The organism is Streptomyces albiflavescens (assembly GCF_014645835.1).
Taxonomy (GTDB): Bacteria; Actinomycetota; Actinomycetes; order Streptomycetales; family Streptomycetaceae; genus Streptomyces; species Streptomyces albiflavescens.
On sequence record NZ_BMMM01000007.1, the window covers coordinates 68,021 to 88,606 of the forward strand.

The 20,586-nt window shown below is 72.2% G+C and carries 17 protein-coding genes and 1 riboswitch; of the genes, 15 read left to right on the top strand and 2 right to left on the bottom strand.

Annotation, left to right across the window (positions count from 1 at the left end):
• Nucleotides 1-75 precede the first annotated feature (75 nt).
• Entirely contained in the window at nt 76-1,317 is a 1,242-nt protein-coding gene (locus IEY95_RS20115) for an inorganic phosphate transporter (protein WP_189187449.1), read from the top strand.
• Nucleotides 1,318-1,329: 12 nt separating this feature from the next.
• Complete coding sequence (locus IEY95_RS20120; RefSeq protein WP_189187450.1) at nt 1,330-1,551, top strand: hypothetical protein; 222 nt, start codon at nt 1,330-1,332, stop codon at nt 1,549-1,551.
• Nucleotides 1,552-1,590: 39 nt separating this feature from the next.
• Here IEY95_RS20120 and IEY95_RS20125 read toward each other — a convergent pair whose 3' ends face one another.
• Nucleotides 1,591-1,758: a DUF397 domain-containing protein gene (locus IEY95_RS20125; protein ID WP_229703174.1), complete on the bottom strand. Its 168-nt coding sequence runs from the start codon at nt 1,756-1,758 to the stop codon at nt 1,591-1,593.
• A gap of 171 nt (nt 1,759-1,929) precedes the next feature.
• Nucleotides 1,930-2,070: riboswitch (cobalamin riboswitch) on the top strand.
• Nucleotides 2,071-2,189: 119 nt separating this feature from the next.
• Here IEY95_RS20125 and IEY95_RS20130 point away from each other — a divergent pair.
• Genes IEY95_RS20130 through cobI form a run of 7 tightly spaced genes read left to right on the top strand, consistent with a single transcriptional unit; the run spans nt 2,190 to nt 13,166 of the window.
• A complete protein-coding gene (locus IEY95_RS20130) occupies nt 2,190-3,134 on the top strand; it encodes a cobalamin biosynthesis protein (RefSeq protein WP_189187451.1) in 945 nt (314 codons plus the stop codon).
• Nucleotides 3,131-4,663: a cobyric acid synthase gene (locus IEY95_RS20135; RefSeq protein ID WP_189187452.1), complete on the top strand. Its 1,533-nt coding sequence runs from the start codon at nt 3,131-3,133 to the stop codon at nt 4,661-4,663. Before IEY95_RS20130 ends, IEY95_RS20135 begins: the two co-directional genes overlap by 4 nt.
• Nucleotides 4,660-8,313 carry a cobaltochelatase subunit CobN gene (gene cobN, locus IEY95_RS20140; RefSeq protein ID WP_189187453.1) on the top strand — a complete coding sequence of 1,218 codons (3,654 nt, stop codon included), beginning with the start codon at nt 4,660-4,662 and terminating at the stop codon, nt 8,311-8,313. Before IEY95_RS20135 ends, cobN begins: the two co-directional genes overlap by 4 nt.
• Entirely contained in the window at nt 8,310-10,415 is a 2,106-nt protein-coding gene (locus tag IEY95_RS20145; protein ID WP_189187454.1) for a putative cobaltochelatase, read from the top strand. The genes cobN and IEY95_RS20145 overlap by 4 nt, the downstream gene beginning before the upstream one ends.
• A complete protein-coding gene (gene cobO / locus IEY95_RS20150; protein WP_189187455.1) occupies nt 10,415-11,014 on the top strand; it encodes a cob(I)yrinic acid a,c-diamide adenosyltransferase in 600 nt (199 codons plus the stop codon). The genes IEY95_RS20145 and cobO overlap by 1 nt, the downstream gene beginning before the upstream one ends.
• The gene (locus IEY95_RS20155; protein WP_189187456.1) at nt 11,014-12,438 is read left to right on the top strand and encodes a cobyrinic acid a,c-diamide synthase CobB; all 1,425 of its coding nucleotides are present in this window, start codon (nt 11,014-11,016) and stop codon (nt 12,436-12,438) included. The genes cobO and IEY95_RS20155 overlap by 1 nt, the downstream gene beginning before the upstream one ends.
• Nucleotides 12,435-13,166, top strand: coding sequence for a precorrin-2 C(20)-methyltransferase (gene cobI, locus IEY95_RS20160; protein ID WP_189187457.1), 732 nt, complete (start codon nt 12,435-12,437; stop codon nt 13,164-13,166). Before IEY95_RS20155 ends, cobI begins: the two co-directional genes overlap by 4 nt.
• A gap of 17 nt (nt 13,167-13,183) precedes the next feature.
• On the opposite strand, the gene IEY95_RS20165 is transcribed toward cobI, so the two are convergent.
• Nucleotides 13,184-13,912, bottom strand: coding sequence for a ZIP family metal transporter (locus IEY95_RS20165; RefSeq protein WP_189187458.1), 729 nt, complete (start codon nt 13,910-13,912; stop codon nt 13,184-13,186).
• Nucleotides 13,913-14,019: 107 nt separating this feature from the next.
• Between IEY95_RS20165 and cobM the strand changes: the two genes are divergently transcribed.
• The 6 genes from cobM to cobC are packed head-to-tail and all read left to right on the top strand — an operon-like array spanning nt 14,020 to nt 20,463.
• Entirely contained in the window at nt 14,020-14,844 is an 825-nt protein-coding gene (cobM, locus tag IEY95_RS20170; protein WP_189187459.1) for a precorrin-4 C(11)-methyltransferase, read from the top strand.
• Entirely contained in the window at nt 14,841-16,103 is a 1,263-nt protein-coding gene (gene cbiE, locus IEY95_RS20175) for a precorrin-6y C5,15-methyltransferase (decarboxylating) subunit CbiE (RefSeq protein ID WP_189187460.1), read from the top strand. Before cobM ends, cbiE begins: the two co-directional genes overlap by 4 nt.
• Nucleotides 16,100-17,806: a precorrin-3B C(17)-methyltransferase gene (cobJ, locus tag IEY95_RS20180; RefSeq protein WP_189187461.1), complete on the top strand. Its 1,707-nt coding sequence runs from the start codon at nt 16,100-16,102 to the stop codon at nt 17,804-17,806. The genes cbiE and cobJ overlap by 4 nt, the downstream gene beginning before the upstream one ends.
• Before the next feature lie 5 nt (nt 17,807-17,811).
• Nucleotides 17,812-18,432 carry a precorrin-8X methylmutase gene (locus IEY95_RS20185; RefSeq protein WP_189187781.1) on the top strand — a complete coding sequence of 207 codons (621 nt, stop codon included), beginning with the start codon at nt 17,812-17,814 and terminating at the stop codon, nt 18,430-18,432.
• The gene (locus IEY95_RS20190; RefSeq protein ID WP_189187462.1) at nt 18,429-19,364 is read left to right on the top strand and encodes a sirohydrochlorin chelatase; all 936 of its coding nucleotides are present in this window, start codon (nt 18,429-18,431) and stop codon (nt 19,362-19,364) included. Before IEY95_RS20185 ends, IEY95_RS20190 begins: the two co-directional genes overlap by 4 nt.
• Nucleotides 19,354-20,463, top strand: coding sequence for an Rv2231c family histidinol phosphate aminotransferase CobC (gene cobC / locus IEY95_RS20195; RefSeq protein WP_189187463.1), 1,110 nt, complete (start codon nt 19,354-19,356; stop codon nt 20,461-20,463). The genes IEY95_RS20190 and cobC overlap by 11 nt, the downstream gene beginning before the upstream one ends.
• Nucleotides 20,464-20,586: the final 123 nt, after the last annotated feature.

Consider the following 20,586-nt stretch of genomic DNA (forward strand, 5'->3'; position numbering starts at 1 on the left):
GCCCTAGTTCATCTTCCGTTCACCCAGGTTGCCTACGGTCCACCTGCCACTGACGTCCAACAGAAGCCTGGGTAAATGGAACACATCACGCTCCTCCTCGGAATCGTGATCGTCACCGCTCTCGTGTTCGACTTCACGAACGGTTTCCACGACACTGCCAACGCGATGGCGACGACCATCTCGACCGGCGCCCTGAAGCCCAAGACGGCGGTGGCCATGGCCGCCGTGCTGAATCTCGTCGGTGCCTTCCTCTCCGTGGAGGTCGCCAAGACGATCTCCGGCGGGATCATCAACGAAGAGGGCATACGCACCGAAGTGATCTTCGCGGCGCTCGTCGGCGCCATCCTCTGGAATCTGCTGACCTGGCTTCTGGGTCTGCCCTCCAGTTCCTCCCACGCACTCTTCGGCGGCCTGATCGGCGCCGCGGTCATGTCGGCCGGCTGGTCGTCGGTGAACGGCCCGACCGTCGTCACCAAGGTGCTGATCCCCGCGGTCGCCGCACCCGTCGTGGCCGGACTCGCGGCGATGCTGGCCACCCGGCTGACGTACCGGATCGGCAACCGCGCCGAGGAGAAGGCGACCGCCAAGGGCTACCGCGCGGGCCAGATCGCCTCCGCCGGCCTGGTCTCCCTCGCCCACGGCACGAACGACGCGCAGAAGACCATGGGCATCATCACCCTGGCCCTGGTCACCGGCGGCGTCATCGCCCCGGACTCGGACCCTCCCACCTGGGTCATCGTCTCGGCCGGTGCGGCCATCGCGCTCGGCACCTACCTGGGCGGCTGGCGCATCATCCGTACCCTGGGCAAGGGCCTGACGGACCTCGCGCCGCAGCAGGGCTTCGCCGCCCAGACCAGCGCCGCGACCGCCATCCTGGCCTCCTCGCACATCGGCTTCTCCCTCTCCACCACCCAGGTCTGCTCGGGCGCCGTGATGGGCTCCGGCCTCGGCCGCAAGGGCGGTGTCGTCCGCTGGTCGACCGCGACGCGGATGTTCGTCGCATGGGGTCTGACGCTGCCGGCCGCCGGCCTGGCCGGCGCCTCCGCCGAGTTCCTCACCAAGCAGGGCACGTGGGGCATCGTCGCCACGGGCGTGCTGCTCGTCGCGGGCGCCGGCGTCATCTGGACCCTCTCCCGCCGCCAGCCGGTCACCGTCGACAACGTGAACGACGTCGACGCCGAGCCCGCGGGCGTCGTCACAACGGCGATCGCCGCGGTCACCCCGCCGCCGGCCGGCCCGGTCGCCACGGCCGACCCCGACCTGAAGACCACCATCCCGGCCCCGGACGCGGAGCCCACCAGCCCGGCCACGGTGTAAGGAACGAACCGCATGAACATCGACTGGGCAGCCCTCGCCTCCGTCTTCGGAGTCAGCCTTCTCACCACCGTGGCCCTCGTCGGCCTCTTCACCCTCGGCATCGTCGGCCTCTCGAAGCGAGAGTCGGCGTCGGCCCGGGGCGGCTCCGCGGCCCTCGCGGTCACCGGCGCCTACGCCTGCTTCGCGGCGTGCGCGGCGGCGGTGGCGTACGGGATCTTCATCATCGTGGCCTGACGCCCGCGCACACTCGACGAGTGCCCTGCCGGACCTCCCTCACGGGAGCGACCGGCAGGGCACTCGCATGTCGCCCCCAGGTTCGGTGAGGACCGTCGAGTCGCGGACCAGCACCGCTTTCCCGACGACCGCCACTTCGACACAGTCGTCGTCCCCACTGTCGCTGCTGATGTGCCGGCGCAGCACGGACGGGTTCCTGTGGCCCACACCGACCCCCTCCTGCCCGAGAGCAGGCGCCCCCCGCGCTGGACCGCTCGCCCCTTGTCGCAAACCGGTCCAGGAAAGCCTGATTTGACCGCCTAGGGGAAAACCGGCCCGGTCGTCGGTGCTGTGGGCCTCAGCACACTCTCCCCTCGCAGGTCAACGGCAAGTTGACGGGTCTTCCGACCCCGTGGTGGACTGCCCGAGCCAAGTACGGCGGCATGAGAGGAAGCCGGTGTGAGTCCGGCGCGGTCCCGCCACTGTCACCGGGGAAGTAAGTCCCCGTGAGCCAGGAACTCTCACCGCCGGTCTCGTCGAACCAGGGCGTGGACACCCTGAGTGAGGACATATCGTCATGCGCGGCTGCCCAAGTTCTGTGCGAACGACGCGAACTACGCGAACGACAGTTGTGCCCGACCTGACGGTCGGCTGAACCGGTGCGTGCCGATCGCGTCTTCGCGTACGGCGCCGCCGCCGGCCTTCTCGGTGACCTGCTGCTCGGTGATCCCCGCCGAGGGCATCCGGTCGCCGCGTTCGGGCGGGCCGCGGGAGCCGTGGAGCGGGTGTTGTGGCGGGACCACCGCGGGTGGGGCGCGCTGCACACCGCCGTCTGCGTGGGCGGCGTCACCGGGCTCGCGGCGCTGGCCCGTCGTTCCGTACGTCGATCCCGTAGCGCCTCCATCGCACTGACCGCCGCCGCCACTTGGGCCGTCGTCGGAGGGACTTCCCTCGGGCGCGAAGCCCGCGCGATCGGCGACGCGCTCGCGGTCGGCGATGTCGAGGTGGCCCGGGAGCGGCTGCCCCATCTGTGCGGGCGTGATCCGCAGGCACTGGACAGCGACGGCATCGCGCGAGCGGTCGTCGAGTCCGTCGCCGAGAACACCTCCGATGCCGTGGTGGGCGCCTTGGTGTGGGGGGCCCTCGGCGGTGTGCCCGGACTCGTCGCCTTTCGTGCCGTGAACACGCTCGACGCCATGGTCGGACACAAGTCCCCCAAGTACCGGCGGTACGGGTGGGCTTCCGCGCGGCTCGACGATGTCGCGGGCTGGCCGGGCGCGCGGCTGACCGCCGTGCTCGCCACCGTCGCGGGGCGCGACCCGCGCGGGGCCGTGCGCGCCTGGCGCGCGGACGCGGGCAAGCATCCGAGTCCCAACGCGGGGCCCGTGGAGGCATCGTTCGCGGGGGCGCTCGGGGTACGGCTCGGGGGGACCCTCTCGTACGGCGGACGGGTCGAGCACCGGCCCGTACTCAATGGCGAAGGACGCGCGGTCCAAGTCGGCGACATCGAGCGGGCCGTACGGCTGTCGCGGCGCGTCGGCTGGCTCGCACTCGGCGTCAGCGTCGCCGCCCGGGCCCTGACACGACGGGGAGGCACGTCATGAGCGGCGGACTGCTCATCGCCGGAACCACCTCCGACGCCGGCAAGAGCGTCGTGACCGCCGGGGTCTGCCGGTGGCTGGTGCGGCAGGGCGTCAAGGTCGCGCCGTTCAAGGCGCAGAACATGTCGCTGAATTCGTTCGTGACGCGTGAGGGCGCCGAGATCGGGCGCGCGCAGGCCATGCAGGCGCAGGCCGCCCGCGTGGAGCCCACCGCGCTCATGAATCCCGTGCTCCTCAAGCCGGGGAGCGACCGGAGCAGTCAGGTCGTCCTCATGGGCAAGCCCGTGGGGGAGCTCTCGGCGCGCGGCTACCACGGAGGGCGGCAGGAGCAGCTCCTCGGAACCGTGCTGGACTGCCTCGCCGAGTTGCGGGGCACGTATGACGCGGTGATCTGCGAGGGGGCAGGCAGTCCTGCCGAGATCAATCTGCGGCGTACCGACATCGTGAACATGGGGATCGCCAGGAATGCGCGGCTCCCCGTGCTCGTCGTCGGCGACATCGACCGCGGGGGCGTGTTCGCCTCGTTCTTCGGGACGGTCGCGCTGCTCTCCCGGGAGGACCAGGAGCTCGTCGCCGGGTTCCTCGTCAACAAGTTCCGCGGGGACGTCTCCCTGCTGGAGCCCGGGCTCGAGATGCTGCACGGCCTCACCGGGCGCCGCTCGTACGGCGTCCTGCCCTTCCAGCACGGCCTCGGTATCGACGAGGAGGACGGACTCCGTGTGTCGCTGCGCGGGGCGGTCCGGGAGTCGGAGGTCACCTCCCCCGTCGGCGAGGACATCCTCCGGGTCGCGGTCTGCGCAATCCCTCTCATGTCCAACTTCACGGACGTGGACGCGCTGGCCGCCGAGCCGGGTGTCGTCGTGCGGTTCGTGGACCGGGCCGAGGAACTGGCCGACGCGGACCTCGTCGTCATTCCGGGAACCCGGGGGACGGTGAAGGCGCTGGAGTGGCTGCGGGAGCGCGGACTGGCGGACGCCCTCGCGCGCAGAGCCGCCGAGGGACTGCCCGTGCTGGGCATCTGCGGTGGCTTCCAGGTACTCGGCGAGCACATCGACGACGAGGTCGAAAGCCGCCGAGGACATGTGGACGGCCTCGGACTCCTCCCCGTACGCGTGTGGTTCGCGCGCGAGAAGACCCTCACCCGACCCGTCGGCGAGGCGCTCGGCGAGCGCGTCGAGGGGTACGAGATCCACCACGGGGTCGCCGAGGTCACGGGCGGTGATGCGTTCATCTCTGATGACCATGGACACAGCCTGGACGGGTGCCGGGTCGGCGCCGTCTGGGGTACGCACTGGCACGGCTCGCTGGAGTCGGACGGGTTCCGGCGCGCCTTCCTGCGCGAGGTGGCGGCCGCCGCGGGCCGACGCTTCGTGCCGGCCGCCGACACGTCGTTCGCGGCGCTGCGCGAGGAGCAGCTGGACCGGCTCGGCGATCTGATCGAGGACCACGCGGACACGGACGCGCTGTGGCGGCTCATCGAGTCGGGCGCGCCGTCAGGACTGCCTTTCATTCCACCGGGAGCGCCCGCATGAGCACAGTGTTGTTGTTGTCGACCGCCGACACGGATCTGCTGGCGGCGCGTGCCTCCGGCGCCCCGTACCGGATCGGCAATCCGACCCGGGTGGATGTCACGGAGGAGCTCCCGGGGCTCATCGAGGGCGCGGACATCGCCGTCGTACGGCTGCTCGGCGGAAAGCGCGCCTGGGAGGACGGCCTGAGCACGCTCAAGGCGTCGGGCATCCCGACCGTGCTGCTCGGCGGAGAGGCCGTCCCGGACGCGGAGTTGATGGCCGAGTCGTCGGTGCCCGCGGGTGTCGTGGCCGAGGCGCTGCGCTACCTGGTGGAGGGCGGTCCGGCGAACCTCACCGAACTGACTCGCTTCCTCTCCGACACCGTGCTGCTCACGGGTGAGGGCTTCGAAGAGCCGCGGAAGACGGCCGAGTACGGCGTCCACGGCGAGCGTGCGTTCGTCGAGGGCCGCCCGACGGTCGGGGTGCTCTTCTACCGGGCGCACCACCTGTCCGGCAACACGGCCTTCGTCGACACGCTGTGCGACGCGATCGAAGCGCGGGGCGCCAACGCCCTCGCCGTGTACTGCGGTTCGCTGCGCGGCGCGGACGCGGGCCTGTACGAGATCCTCGGGAAGGCCGACGCGCTGGTGGCCACCGTGCTCGCGGCGGGCGGTACGCACGCCTCGCAGGCTTCCGCAGGGGGCGACGAGGAGGCCTGGGACATCGGCGCGCTCGCCGACCTCGACATCCCTGTCCTGCAAGGGCTCTGCCTGACCTCGTCGAAGAGTGCCTGGGACGAGTCGGACGCCGCCCTCTCCCCCATGGACGCGGCGATGCAGGTCGCGATCCCGGAGTTCGACGGGCGGCTCATCACGGTGCCGTTCTCCTTCAAGGAGCAGGGTCCCGACGAGGTCCCGGTGTACGTCGCCGACCCTGAGCGCGCCGCGCGTGTCGCCGGAATCGCCCTGCGCCACGCGCAGTTGAAGCACAAGCCGAACGCCGAGAAGAAGCTCGCGCTCGTCTTCACCGCCTACCCGACCAAGCACTCGCGGGTCGGCAACGCGGTGGGGCTCGACACGCCCGCTTCGGCCGTACGGGTCCTGGACGCGCTGCGGGGTGCCGGGTACAGCCTGACCGAATACCCCGCGGGCGGCGACGAGTTGATCCACCGGCTCATCGCGGCCGGCGGTCACGATGTCGAGTGGCTCACCGAGGAGCAGCTCGCCGCGGCCCCCGCGCGGGTGCCGCTCGCCGACTACCAGGCATGGTTCGACAAGCTCGACCCCGAGCTCCGGGACGGGATGCTCGAAGCCTGGGGCGAGCCGCCGGGCTCCCTCTATGTCGACGGCGACGACATCGTGCTGGCCTGCCTCCGGTTCGGGAACGTCGTCGTGATGATCCAGCCGCCGCGCGGCTTCGGTGAGAACCCGATCGCGATCTACCACGACCCCGACATGCCACCGTCGCACCACTACATGGCGGCTTACCGGTGGCTGGAGAACTCGTTCGGCGCCGACGCCATCGTGCACATGGGCAAGCACGGCACGATGGAGTGGCTGCCGGGCAAGGGTCTCGGTCTCAGCGGCGGCTGTGCGCCCGACGCCGTCCTCGGCGAGCTCCCCCTCGTCTACCCGTTCATCGTCAACGACCCGGGCGAGGGCACCCAGGCCAAGCGCCGCGGTCACGCCACCGTCGTCGACCACCTCGTACCGCCGATGGCGCGCGCGGACACCTACGGCGATCTGGCGAAGCTGGAGCAGCTCCTCGACGAGTACGCCCTCGTGTCCGACCTGGACCCGACCAAGGCCCCGGCGGTCCGCGCCCAGATCTGGACCCTCGTCAAGGCGGCGGAGCTCCACCACGACCTGCATGTGGACGAGCAGCCGGACGACGAGGCGTTCGACGAGTTCGTCATGCACATCGACGGCTATCTGTGCGAGATCAAGGACGTGCAGATCAGGGATGGCCTGCACATTCTCGGCGGCGGGCCCGAGGCCGAGCCGCGGGTGAATCTGGTGCTGGCCGTGCTGCGTGCCGCGCAGGTGTGGGGCGGCGCGGCGAACGCGCTGCCCGGTCTGCGGGCCTGCCTCGCCGAGCACTTCGGGCTGGTCGAAAAGGAGTTGCTCGCCGAGCCCGGCGCGCCCGTGAAGGCGCCGGTCGAGCTGACGGACCTCGTCGAAGGTCCGTCCCGTACAGCAGCCGACGCGATCGATCTGCTGGAGCAGCTGTGCCGCCGGATCGCCGAGGGCATGGAGGAACGCGGCTGGGTGACCGCCGAGAGCGCGGCGCTCGTACGGGACGTCCTCGGTGTCGAACTCCCCGACGCCGTGGCGGTGTTGGAGTTCGCCTGCCGTGAGGTCGTGCCGCGGCTCGCCCGTACCACGGACGAGATCGACCACATCCTGCGGGCCCTTGACGGCGGTTACGTCCCGGCGGGCCCGTCGGGTTCGCCGACCCGTGGACTCGTGAACGTCCTGCCGACCGGCCGCAACTTCTACTCCGTCGACCCCAAGGCGATCCCGTCCAGGCTGAGTTGGGAGGTAGGGCAGTCGCTCGCCGACTCGCTCGTGGCCCGGTACCTCCAGGACACCGGCGCATACCCGACGTCCGTCGGGCTCACCGTCTGGGGCACCTCCGCGATGCGCACCCAGGGCGACGACATCGCCGAGATCCTGGCGCTGCTGGGCTGCCGCCCGGTGTGGGACGACGCGTCGCGCCGGGTCACCGGATTCGAGGTCGTGTCCCTGGAGGAGCTGGGCCGGCCGCGCATCGACGTCACGGTCCGGATCTCCGGATTCTTCCGGGACGCGTTCCCGCACGTCGTCGGGCTCATCGACGACGCGGTGCGCGCGGTCGCCGAGCTGGACGAGCCCGCCGACCGGAACTATGTGCGGGGGCACGTCGACGAGGACACCGCCGAGCACGGCGACCGGCGGCGTGCGACGGCTCGCATCTTCGGCTCCAAGCCGGGCGCCTACGGGGCCGGCCTGCTTCCCCTGATCGACGCGCGCAACTGGCGCTCCGACGCGGACCTCGCCGAGGTGTACGCGGTGTGGGGCGGCTACGCGTACGGGCGTGGGCTCGACGGACGGGCGGCGCGCGGCGACATGGAGACGGCGTTCAGGCGCATCGCCGTCGCCGCGAAGAACGTCGACACCCGCGAGCACGACCTCGTCGACGCGGACGACTACTTCCAGTACCACGGCGGCATGGTCGCCATGGTGCGCCATCTGACGGGCGCGAGCCCGGAGGCGTACGTCGGTGACAGCGCCGTGCCGGACCAGGTGAAGACCCGGACGCTCGGCGAGGAGACGCACCGCGTCTTTCGCGCGCGGGTCGTCAACCCGCGCTGGATGGGCGCGATGCGGCGCCATGGCTACAAGGGCGCCTTCGAGATGGCCGCGACCGTCGACTACCTCTTCGGGTACGACGCCACGGCCGGAGTCGTGGACGACTGGATGTACGAGAAGCTGAGCGCGGAGTACGTCTTCGATCCGGAGAACCAGGACTTCATGAAGAAGTCCAACCCCTGGGCGCTGCGCGGCATCACGGAACGCCTGCTGGAGGCCGCCGACCGCGGGCTGTGGGCCGAGCCGGACGCCGACACCCTGGAGCGGCTGCGCGCCACCTATCTGGAGCTCGAAGGCGACTTGGAGGGCGACGACCAGTGAGTACTCCGTTTCCGTTCACGGCGGTTGTCGGTCAGGACGACCTGCGGCTCGCGCTGCTGCTGAACGCCGTGTCCCCGGCCGTGGGCGGCGTGCTGGTCCGTGGCGAGAAGGGCACCGCCAAGTCCACTGCCGTCCGCGCCCTTTCGGCCCTGATGCCGCAGGTGGACGTCGTCGCCGGGTGCCGTTTCTCGTGTGCCCCCGCGTCGCCCGACCCGGCGTGCCCGGACGGGCCGCACGAGCCCGGGACGGGCACCCGACGGCCCGCCCGCATGGTGGAGTTGCCGGTCGGCGCCTCCGAGGACCGGCTCGTCGGCGCCCTCGACATCGAGCGGGCGCTCGCGGAGGGCGTGAAGGCCTTCGAGCCGGGGCTGCTGGCCGACGCGCATCGCGGGATTCTCTACGTCGACGAAGTGAATCTGCTGCACGACCACCTCGTCGACCTGCTGCTCGACGCCGCCGCGATGGGCGCCTCGTATGTCGAACGCGAGGGCGTCTCCGTACGGCACGCCGCCCGCTTCCTGCTCGTCGGGACCATGAACCCCGAAGAGGGCGAGCTGCGGCCGCAGTTGCTGGACCGCTTCGGGCTGACGGTCGAGGTGGCCGCCTCCCGGGAGCCCGATCAGCGGGTCGAGGTCGTCCGGCGCAGGCTGGCCTACGACGACGATCCCGACGCGTTCGCCGCGCGGTGGGCCGACGAGGAGTCCGCCGTACGGGCGCGGATCGTGGCGGCGCGGGAGCTGCTGCCGTCCGTGCGGCTCGGGGACGGGGCGCTGCGGCAGATCGCGGCGACCTGCGCGGCCTTCGAGGTGGACGGCATGCGCGCCGACATCGTCATGGCGCGCACCGCGACCGCGCTGGCCGCCTGGGCGGGTCGGACCGAGGTGCTCGCCGAGGACGTACGACAGGCGGCGCTGCTCGCGCTGCCGCACCGCCGGCGGCGCAACCCCTTCGACGCACCGGGACTCGACGAGGACAAGCTCGACGAGACGCTGGAGGAGTTCGGCGGGCAGGACGGGGAGGGGGACGGGGACGACGATCCTGATCCGGACGGGCCCGGTGGCGGCGGGCAGCCGCCTCAGGACGGCCCCGACGACGGTTCTGCGCCGGAGGCGCCGGGGGACGCTCCCGCGCAGGCCGAAGCGGGTGAGGGCGGACAGCCTCGGGCGGGCGGCGAGCAGTCCCCCGTACGGGCCTCCGAACCCTTTCGTACGAAGGTGCTGAGCGTGCCCGGTCTCGGCGAGGGCGCGGCCGGCCGGCGTTCGCGGGCGCGGACCGACCACGGACGGACGACCGGGTCGCGACGGCCCCAAGGGGCGCTCACCAAGCTGCACCTGGCGGCGACCGTGCAGGCGGCGGCACCGCATCAGCGGGCGCGCGGGCGGTCGGGGCGCGGTCTCGTCGTACGGCGGGACGATCTGCGCCAGGCGACGCGGGAGGGGCGTGAGGGGAACCTCGTGCTGTTCGTCGTCGACGCCTCCGGATCGATGGCGGCGCGGCAGCGCATGAGTGCCGTGAAGGGTGCGGTGCTGTCGCTGCTGCTGGACGCGTATCAGCGGCGGGACAAGGTGGGGCTCGTGACGTTCCGCGGGTCCGCGGCCGAGGTCGCCCTGCCGCCCACGTCCTCGGTGGACGCCGCCGCGGCACGGCTGGAGTCGCTGCCGACGGGTGGGCGGACGCCGCTCGCGGCCGGGTTGCTGCGCGCGCACGAGGTGCTACGGATCGAGCGGCTGCGGGATGCCGCTCGGCGGCCGCTGGTTGTCGTGGTGACGGACGGGCGGGCCACAGAAGGAGGGGCGGCGCGATCGGGGTCCTCCCAGGCGTTCAGCTCTGGGGGAGCCTCGGCCAGGGGTGCCGGTCGGGCGACGGGCGAGTCCGAGCCGGTCGCGCTGGCCGGGCGGGCGGCCCGGTTGCTCGCCGCCGAGGGAGTCGCGTCCGTCGTCGTCGACTGCGAGGCGGGGCCCGTGCGGCTCGGGCTCGCGGGGCGGCTCGCCGGTGAACTGGGCGGCACCGCCGTGACGTTGGACGAGTTGCGCGCCGATTCCATCGCCGGGCTCGTGCGTGATGTGCAGGGGACGCAGAGGACTCCGAGGAGGGCCGCGTAATGCCGCAGGGGCAACCGAGTGTGGTGCCGGACGACGGACTGACGACACGTCAGCGCCGGAATCGGCCACTGGTCGTCGTGCACACGGGGATCGGGAAGGGCAAGTCGACCGCCGCCTTCGGGCTCGCGCTGCGTGCCTGGAATCAGGGGTGGCCCATCGGGGTCTTCCAGTTCGTCAAGTCGGCGAAGTGGAAGGTCGGGGAGGAGAACGCGCTGCGTGTGCTGGGCGCGTCCGGTGAGGGCGGGTCCGTCGCCTGGCACAAGATGGGCGAAGGCTGGTCCTGGGTCCAGCGCGACTCCCAGATGGACAACGAGGAGAAGGCCCGCGAGGGGTGGGAGCAGGTCAAGCGGGACCTCGCCGCCGAGACGTATCAGCTGTACGTCCTCGACGAGTTCGCGTACCCCATGCACTGGGGGTGGGTGGATGTCGATGAGGTGGTGGCCGTGCTGCGGGATCGGCCGGGGACTCAGCATGTCGTGATCACCGGGCGCAATGCCCCCGACAAGCTCGTCGAGTTCGCCGATCTTGTGACCGACATGTCCAAGGTCAAGCACCCGATGGACGCGGGCCAGAAGGGCCAGAGGGGCATCGAGTGGTGATGTCCGTCCCTCGGCTGGTCATTGCCGCGCCCTCCTCGGGCAGCGGCAAGACCACCGTTGCCACGGGGCTGATGGCGGCCTTCGCCTCGCGGGGGCTTGCCGTGTCCCCGCACAAGGTGGGGCCCGACTACATCGATCCCGGGTATCACGCGCTCGCGACCGGGCGCGTGGGGCGGAATCTCGACGCGTATCTGTGCGGGGCGGAGTTGACCGCGCCGTTGTTCGCGCACGGTGCGCGAGGGTGCGATCTCGCTGTCGTCGAGGGTGTGATGGGGCTGTACGACGGGGCCGCGGGGCAGGGGGAGCTGGCCTCCACGGCTCATGTCGCGAAGTTGCTTCGGGCGCCTGTTGTGCTGGTGGTCGATGCGTCGTCGCAGTCGCGGTCCGTCGCCGCGCTGGTGCACGGGTTCGCTTCCTGGGATCCCGAGGTGCGGGTCGCGGGGGTGATCCTCAACAAGGTGGGGTCCGAGCGGCATGAGGTCATGCTGCGGGAGGCGTTGGACGAGTCCGGGGTGCCTGTTCTCGGGGAGCTTCGGCGGGTGCCGCAGGTGGACACGCCGTCTCGGCATCTTGGGCTGGTGCCTGTCGCCGAGCGGCGCTCGGAGGCGGTTGAGGCCGTCGCGGCCATGGCCTCACAGGTGCGCGCGGGCTGCGATCTAGAGGCCCTGCTCGCGTTGGCCCGGAGTGCGCCCGGGCTGTCCGGGACGGCCTGGGATGCGGCTGAGGCGGTTGCTTCTTCGCCCCCTCCGCCCCTTTCCTCCCCCAAGCTCTCGGCTTCGCTCGAACGGGGAGGACCCTCATCCGAGCCCAGGGGCTCCGCCGGCAGGACGATCGCTCTCGCCGGCGGTCCCGCCTTCACCTTCTCCTACGCCGAGCATGCCGAGCTGCTGGCCGCGGCCGGGGCCGACGTCGTCACCTTCGATCCGCTCCATGACGAGCAACTACCCGAAGGGACAGGCGGGTTGGTCATCGGAGGCGGGTTTCCCGAGGTGTACGCGCCCGCGCTGTCCGCCAACGAGCCGCTCCGGAAGGCCATCTCCGAGCTCGCGCTCAGTGGCGCGCCCGTTGCCGCCGAGTGTGCCGGGCTGCTCTATCTGTGCCGTGAGCTCGACGGGCAGCCCATGTGCGGGGTGCTCGACGCCACGGCCCGGATGAGCGAGCGGCTCACCCTGGGCTACCGGGACGCCGTCGCCGTGTCCGACAGTGTGCTCGCCGCGGCCGGGACCCGGATGCGCGGGCACGAGTTCCACCGCACCGTCGTCGAGCCCGGCGCCGGGGCGGCTCCCGCCTGGGGGGTGCGCGCCCCTCAAAAGCGCGTCGAAGGTTTCGTACAACAAGGTGTGCACGCGAGTTATCTGCACACGCACTGGGCGTCCGAGCCCGGTGTCGCCCGTCGGTTCGTGGAGAGGTGCCTGACGTCATGAGCAGCAAGCTGATCGGTGTCGGGGTCGGTCCCGGCGATCCGGAGCTGGTGACCGTCAAGGGCGTCAACGCTCTGCGGACCGCCGAGGTCGTCGTGGTGCCGGTCATGGACACGGGAGAGCAGGGGCGCGCCGAGGCGACCGTCCTGCACTACGTGCCCGAGGAGAAGGTCGTACGCGTCGTCTTCGCGCTCAACGAGCGGAGCGACCGGGGGCGGCGCGAGGCCGCCTGGGACGCCGCCGGTGCGCGCGTCGCGGAGTTGCTCCAGAGGCACGCCGCCGTCGCCTTCGCCACCATCGGCGACCCCAACGTGTACTCGACCTTCACCTATCTCGCGCACACCATCGGGGAGCTCGTACCGGGGACGGAGATCGAGACCGTGCCCGGTATCACCGCCATGCAGGACCTCGCCGCGCGGTCGGGGGCCGTGCTCACGGAGGGGACGGAGCCGCTCACCCTGGTGCCGGTGACCGCCGGGGCCGCTGTGCTCAAGGACGCCCTGAACGGGCCCGGCACGGTCGTCGCGTACAAGTTCGGGCGGCAGGCGCGGGAGGTCGCGGAGGCGCTGCGCGAGACCGGGCGGATCGACGACGCCGTGTGGGGCTCGGCGCTCGGGCTCGAGGACGAGTCGATCAGGCCGGCGGGCGAACTCGACGGTGGGCCGCTGCCGTACCTCTCCACGCTCATCGCGCCCGCTCGGCGTGACGGCGGACGCGGCGGAAAACTGTGAGCGGTCCCGGGCGCGGCTCAGCCCGCGATGCCCACCACCAGCCAGATGAAGCCCACGCCCGCGACCGTGCACAGCAGGGTCGATCGGGCCGGGTGCTCGTGATGTGCCTCGGGCAGGATCTCGGCGGCGGCGAGGTAGAGCAGTACGCCGCCGAAGAGGCCGAGATAGCCGCCGAGCAGCTTCTCCGGGATGGTGACGAAGAGCGTGGAGGCCGCGCCGACCACCGGGGCCGCCGCATCCGCGAACAGCATCGTGATCGCCTTGCGGCGGGCGTTCCCGTACAGGCTCGTGATCGTGTACGTGTTGAAGCCGTCCGCGAAGTCGTGGGCGATCACCGCGAGGGCGACCGCCAGGCCCATGCCGCCGCCGACCTGGAACGCGGCGCCGATCGCGACACCGTCCATCGCACTGTGGCCGACCATCGCGGCGGCCGCCGTCAGGCCCACCTCGGGCGCGCGTCCGCCGTTCTCCTCGCCCCCGTGCGCGGCCTGACGGTGGGCCAACAGGCGTTCCACCAGATGGGCCAGCAGGAATCCGGCCACGAAGAGAAGGAGCGCGGCGGGTACGCCGAAGACCGCCTCGCCGGCCGCCCGCAGCGCCTCCGGCAGCAGGTCCATGCCGACCACACCGAGCATCAGGCCGCCGGCCAGGCCCAGCACCAGATGGCGGCGGTCGGTCACGTGCTGTGCCGTCCAGCCGCCGACCAGCGTCATCAGGAACGCGCCGAGCGCGACGAGGACCGCCATACGCCCTTGCTATCCGATCGACCCCCGTTCGCGCACGTCCGACGACGGCCGCACGAGCACTGACTTTTCGCAGCACCCGAGTTTTTCGTAGGAGAGGACCGATTCCCATGGCCGATGCCCCCACCGGCAAGGTGACCTTCGTCGGGGCAGGGCCCGGCGCCGCCGACCTGCTGACGTTCCGCGCCGCGCGCGCCATCGCCGAGGCAGACGTCGTGATCTGGGCGGCCAGCCTGGTACAGGCCGAGGTCCTCGACCACGCGCGCGAGGGCGCGGAGATCCTCGACTCGGCGACCATGTCGCTGGAGGACGTCGTCGCCGTGTACCAGCGGGCGCGCGCGGAGGGCCTGAGGGTGGCTCGGATCCACTCCGGCGACCCGGCTCTGTGGGGCGGTACGCAGGAGCAGGTCGACCGATGCGCGGAGATCGGCATCGAGACCGAGATCATCCCGGGTGTCTCCTCCTTCTCCGCCGTCGCCGCGCTCGCGCAGCGCGAACTGACGATTCCCGAGGTCGCCCAGTCCGTGATCCTCACCCGGCTCGGCGGCGGCAAGACGCCCATGCCGCCCGGCGAGGAGGTCCGCGAGTTCGCCCGGCACGGCACGACCATGGCGCTGTTCCTGTCGGCCGCCCGCAGCGGCCAGCTCGTACGGGAGCTGCTGGAGGGCGGCTACCCCACCTCCACGCCGGTCGTGGTCGCGTATCAGGCGACCTGGCCGGAGGAGCTGATCGTGAAGTGCACGATCGAGACGCTGGAGGAGACCGTCAAGGAGCACAAGCTCTGGAAGCACACACTCTTTCTGGTCGGCCCTGCGCTCGACGCGAGCGGCACCCGCTCGCATCTCTACCACCCCGGTCACTTCCACGGGTTCCGCAAGGCCGACCCGCGGGCGCGCGCGGAGCTGCGCGCGGCGCGGAAGGGCGATCCGTCGTGATCAGTGTCTTCGGTACGGGGACGGGGGCGCCGCTGCCCCCGGCTGCCACGTCCGCTCTCGCCGAGGCCGGGCTGGTCGTGGGTGCCCGGCGGCATCTCGCGGCCGTGCGGCCGCCGGAGGAGGCCGAGCAGATCGTCCTCGGGCCGCTCGCTCCCGCCCTCGACGACATCGAGCGATACCTGAAAAAGGGAGAGAAGCGGGAAGGCCGGGTCGTCGTACTCGCCTCGGGCGACCCCGGGTTCTTCGGAATCGTGCGGGCGCTGGCCGAGCGATTCGGGGCGGACCGGCTGGACGTCAGCCCCGGCGTCTCGTCCGTCGCCACCGCCTTCGCGCGGCTCGGACTGCCCTGGGACGACGCGGTGGTCGTCAGCGCGCACGGGCGTGACCTGCGCACGGCCGTCCAGGTCTGCCGCTCCCAGCCCAAGGTGGCCGTACTGACCGGACCCGGCTCCGGACCCGCCGAGCTGGGCGCCGCCCTCGCGTACCGCAGCGCCGAACGCGTCCTCGTCGTGGCGAGCGCCCTGGGCGACCCCGAGCACGAGCGCGTGGAGCGGGTCACGCCCGCCGAGGCCGCGGGCCGTGACTGGGGTACGGCCGTGAGCGTCGTCCTGTGCCTGGACGAGGCACGTGCCCTCGCCCCCGTACGGACCGTCGCCGGGCCGCCGCCCGGGCCCGTGCAATGGGCCCTGGACGAGAGCGAGTTCGCACACCGCGACTCGATGATCAGCAAGTTCGAGGTACGGGCCCTCGCGCTGGCCCGGCTCGGGCCGCGCCTCGGCGAGCTGATCTGGGACGTCGGCGCGGGCTCCGGGTCCGTCGCCGTCGAGTGCGCGCGGTTCGGTGCCGCCGTCACCGCGATCGAGAAGACGCGGGACGGCTGCGACCGCATCCGCGCCAACGCCGAGGCGCACGGCGTGGACGTACGGGTGGTGCACGGGGCAGCGCCCACGGTGCTGTCCGATCTGGACGACCCGGACGCGGTCTTCATCGGCGGCGGCGGACGTGAACTGCCCGCCATCGTCACGGTCTGCGCGCGGCGGGCCCGGCGGGCCGTCGTGGTCGCCATGGCCGCGCTGGACCGGGTGCCGGCGGCCCGGGACGCCCTCACCGGCGCCGGGTTCGACTGTGACGGCGTGCTGCTGCAGTCGTCGCGGCTGGCGCCGCTGCCGGGTGGCGTCACCCGGCTCGCGGCCACCAATCCCGTTTTTCTGCTGTGGGGCGTCCGGCCTCCGGCCCGTACCGAAGGAGTCCCCCAGTGATCGGCCTGATTTCCGCCACGGCGGCGGGGGCGGTGGCCCGTGACCGGCTCGCCACCGCCTGGCCCACCCGTACGCGGGTGTACGACGGGTCCGTGGGGGACGCCGTGCGGGCCGCGTTCGCGGAGTGCGAGCAGGTGGTGTGCTTCCTCGCCACCGGGGCTGTCGTACGGCTTGTCGCACCGCTGCTGAACGACAAGACCTCCGACCCGGGGATCGTGTGCGTCGACGAGGCGGGCCGGTTTGCCGTGTCCCTCGTCGGGGGGCACGGGGGCGGTGCGAACGAACTGGCCCGCGAGGTGGGCGAGTTGCTGGGGGCCGAGCCCGTGGTGACCACGGCGACCGACTCCGCCGGCGTGCCGGGGCTGGATACGCTCGGGTTCCCCGTGGAGGGGGATGTCGCCGGGGTCTCCAGGGCCATGTTGGACGGGGAGCCCGTCGCGCTGGACGCGGAGTTGCCGTGGCCGCTGCCCGCGTTGCCGTCGAATGTGACGTACCCGGCGCCGGGGGCTGCGCCCACCATCCGCGTCAGCGACCGTGCCCTTGAGCCCGGAGACCGTGAGGTGGTGCTCCGACCCCCCTCTCTGATCGTCGGCGTCGGGGCCTCCAAGGGCGCGCCCGTCGACGAGGTGCTCGGGCTGGTCGAGGACGCCCTGCGGGAGGCCGGGCTGTCGGAACGGTCCGTCGCCGAGATCGCCACCGTCGACGCCAAGGCGGACGAGCCCGGCATCCTCGGGGCCGCCGAGCGGCTCGGGGTGCCCGTCGTCACGTACTCCGCCGAGGAGTTGGCGAAGGTCGAGGTGCCGAATCCCTCGGACGCTCCGCTCGCCGCCGTCGGGACCCCTTCCGTGGCGGAGGCCGCCGCCCTCGTACGCGGGGGTGAACTTCTCGTCCCCAAGCGGAAGTCGGAGCGCACGGACGGGCAGCCGGCGATGGCGACCTGTGCCGTCGTGCGTCGCCTTGCGCGCGGGCGGCTCGCCGTCGTCGGGCTCGGACCGGGGGCGCGCGACCTGCTCACCCCCCGTGCCAAGGACGAACTCCGCCGCGCCTCGGTGCTCGTCGGGCTCGATCAGTACGTCGACCAGATCCGCGATCTGCTGCGGCCCGGGACCCGGGTCCTGGAGTCGGGTCTCGGCGCCGAGGAGGAGCGGGCGCGTACGGCGGTGGCTCAGGCCCGGCGCGGGCAGGCCGTCGCGTTGATCGGCAGCGGCGACGCGGGCGTGTACGCGATGGCGTCGCCCGCGCTGGCCGAGGCGTCCGACGACATCGACGTGGTCGGGGTGCCCGGAGTGACCGCGGCGCTCGCGGCCGGGGCCATCCTGGGCGCGCCGCTGGGCCACGACCACGTGTCGATCAGCCTCTCCGATCTCCACACGCCCTGGGAGGTCATCGAGCGGCGCGTGCGCGCGGCGGCCGAGGCGGACATCGTGGTCACCTTCTACAACCCCCGCAGTCGGGGCCGGGACTGGCAGCTGCCGAAGGCGCTCGCGATCCTCGCCGAGCACCGGGAGCCGACGACGCCGGTGGGTGTCGTACGCAATGCCTCCCGGGCCGACGAGTCGAGCCGGGTGACGACGCTGGGGTCCCTGGATCCGGCGATCGTGGACATGATGACCGTGGTGACCGTGGGCAATACGGCGACCCGTGAGATCGCCGGGCGCATGGTGACACCGCGCGGCTACCGCTGGCAGGAGGAGCCCAAGTGAGCCGAGTGAGCCAGGTGTTCCCCGAGACCCGGGTCGTGCACCCCATCGAGCAGGAGTCCTTCCGGCGGCTGCGCGCCCGCCTGGACACCTCGCACTTCGCGCCGCTGACGCGCGCGGTGGTGGAGCGGGTCATCCACTCCGCGGCCGACCTGGAGTACGCGATGGACCTCGTCACGGACGAGGTCGCCCTCGAGAAGGCGCACGCGGCGCTGCACGCCGGGGCGCCCGTCGTGGTGGACGTCGAGATGGTCGCGGCGGGCATCACGCGCCGTGACACCGTCTGTCGTCTCAAGGACGCCAAGTCGGGCCCCGGTCTGACCCGTTCGGCCCATGCGATCCGGCTCGCGTACGAGGATGTCGGTCCCGGTGCGCTCTGGGTGATCGGCTGCGCGCCGACCGCTCTGGAGGAGTTGCTGAGGCTGGACGCCGATCCGGCGCTCGTCATCGGTCTGCCCGTCGGTTTCGTCGGCGCGGCCGAGTCCAAGGCCGCGCTCCGCGAAAGCGGGCTGCCCGCGGTCAGCAACGTGTCCGAGAAGGGCGGTTCGGCGGTCGCCGCCGCCGCGCTGAACGCCCTGCTGTACCACCCCGTGACCAAGGCCTCCGAGCCTTCTAAGGAGAAATCGTGACCACCCCGCCCCCCGCCCTGCTCATCGCCGGACACGGCACCCGGGACGAGGCCGGCGCCGAGGCCTTCCGCGACTTCGTGCGGGAGTTGGGGCGCCGTCACCCCGAACTGCCCGTCGCGGGCGGGTTCATCGAGCTGTCCCCGCCGCCGCTGGGTGACGCCGTGGCCGAACTGGTCGAGCAGGGCGTACGGCGTTTCGCCGCCGTACCGCTGATGCTGGTGTCCGCCGGTCACGCCAAGGGGGACATCCCGGCGGCGCTGGCCCGCGAGAAGGAGCGGCACCCCGGAATCTCGTACACATACGGGCGTCCGCTGGGCCCGCACCCGTCGCTCCTTGCCGTCCTGGAGCGGCGGCTCGACGAGGCCCTCGGCGGCACGGCCCGCACTCCCGAGGACCGGTCGGATGTGACCGTCCTGCTCGTCGGGCGCGGCTCCACCGACCCGGACGCCAACGCCGAGGTGCACAAGGCGGCGCGGCTGCTGTGGGAGGGCCGGGGGTACGCGGGCGTCGAGACGGCGTTCGTGTCGCTGGCGGCGCCGGACGTGCCGTACGGGCTCGACCGCTGCGTGAAGCTGGGCGCGCGCCGCATCGTCGTGCTCCCCTACTTCCTCTTCACGGGCATCCTCCCCGACCGGGTGCGGCAGCAGACCGAGGGCTGGGCCGCCGCGCACCCCGAGGTCGAGGTGCGGTCCGCCGATGTGATCGGCCCCGAGCCGGAGCTGCTCGACCTCGTGATGGAGCGCTACCGCGAGGCCGTCAAGGGCGATCTGCGGATGAACTGCGACTCGTGCGTGTACCGCATCGCCCTGCCCGGCTTCGAGGACAAGGTGGGGCTTCCTCAGCAGCCGCACTTCCACCCGGACGACGACGGCGACCACCATCACGGGCACCACCACGGTGGTCACGCGCACTCTCACTCCCATGCGCACTGAGGGGGCGGGCGAGGGCGAGGCGCACGAGGAGAACGTGCACGAGGGCGGTGCGCACGATCTTCGTCACCACGGTGACGCGGAGGTGCGCGACGACGGTTCGGCGCTCATCGATCTCGCCGTGAACGTCCGCGCGGACACGCCTCCGCCGTGGCTGCGCGAGCGGATCGCCGCGTCGCTGAGCGGGCTCGCGGCCTACCCGGACGGGCGGGCCGCGCGGGCCGCGGTGGCGGCGCGGCACGGGCTGCCGGTGGAACGGGTGCTGCTCACGGCGGGTGCCGCGGAGGCGTTCGTGCTGCTCGCGCGGGCCCTGAAAGTCCACCGACCGGTGGTCGTGCACCCGCAGTTCACGGAACCGGAGGCCGCGCTGCGGGACGCGGGCCATACGGTCGACCGTGTTCTGCTCCGCCCGGAGGACGGCTTTCGTCTCGACCCCGCGGCCGTTCCCGAGGACGCCGACCTGGTCGTGATCGGCAATCCGACCAATCCGACGTCACTGCTGCATCCGGCCGCCTCGATCAGCGAACTCGCCCGGCCCGGGCGGGTGTTGGTGGTCGACGAGGCGTTCATGGATGCGGTGCCGGGTGAGCGTGAGGCACTCGCCGGGCGGACGGACGTACCCGGGCTCGTGGTTCTGCGCAGCCTCACGAAGACGTGGGGGCTGGCGGGGCTGCGCATCGGCTACGTCCTCGCCTCCCCCGAGACGATCGCTTCCCTGGAGCGTGCCCAGCCGCTCTGGCCCGTCTCCACGCCCGCCCTTGCCGCGGCCGAGGCGTGTATGTCGGCCCAGGCGCTGGCGGAGGCCGCGCACGCGGCGCACCGGATCGCGGCGGATCGGGCCCATCTGGTGGCTGGGCTCGAGGAGTTCGGGGTGGATGGGCTTCGGGTGGTGGAGCCCGCGGAGGGACCGTTCGTCCTGATCCGCCTTCCGCGTGCGGCCGCCGTGCGCCGGCGTCTTCGCGATCTTGGCTTCGCCGTGCGGCGTGGGGATACGTTTCCCGGGCTCGACGAGGAGTGGTTGCGGTTGGCGGTGCGGGACCGGGGGACCGTCAACCGGTTTCTGCAGGCCTTGGACCGGGCGGTGACGGTGGTCGGGGGCTGAGGCGGGATGTTTTCGCCCCTCCGCCCCTGCCCGTCCCGTACCAGCCTTCGGCTGCGGGTTCGTGGGGGCTGGTCGCGCAGTTCCCCGCGCCCCTTTCCAGGGGTGCGGGGAACTGCGCAATCT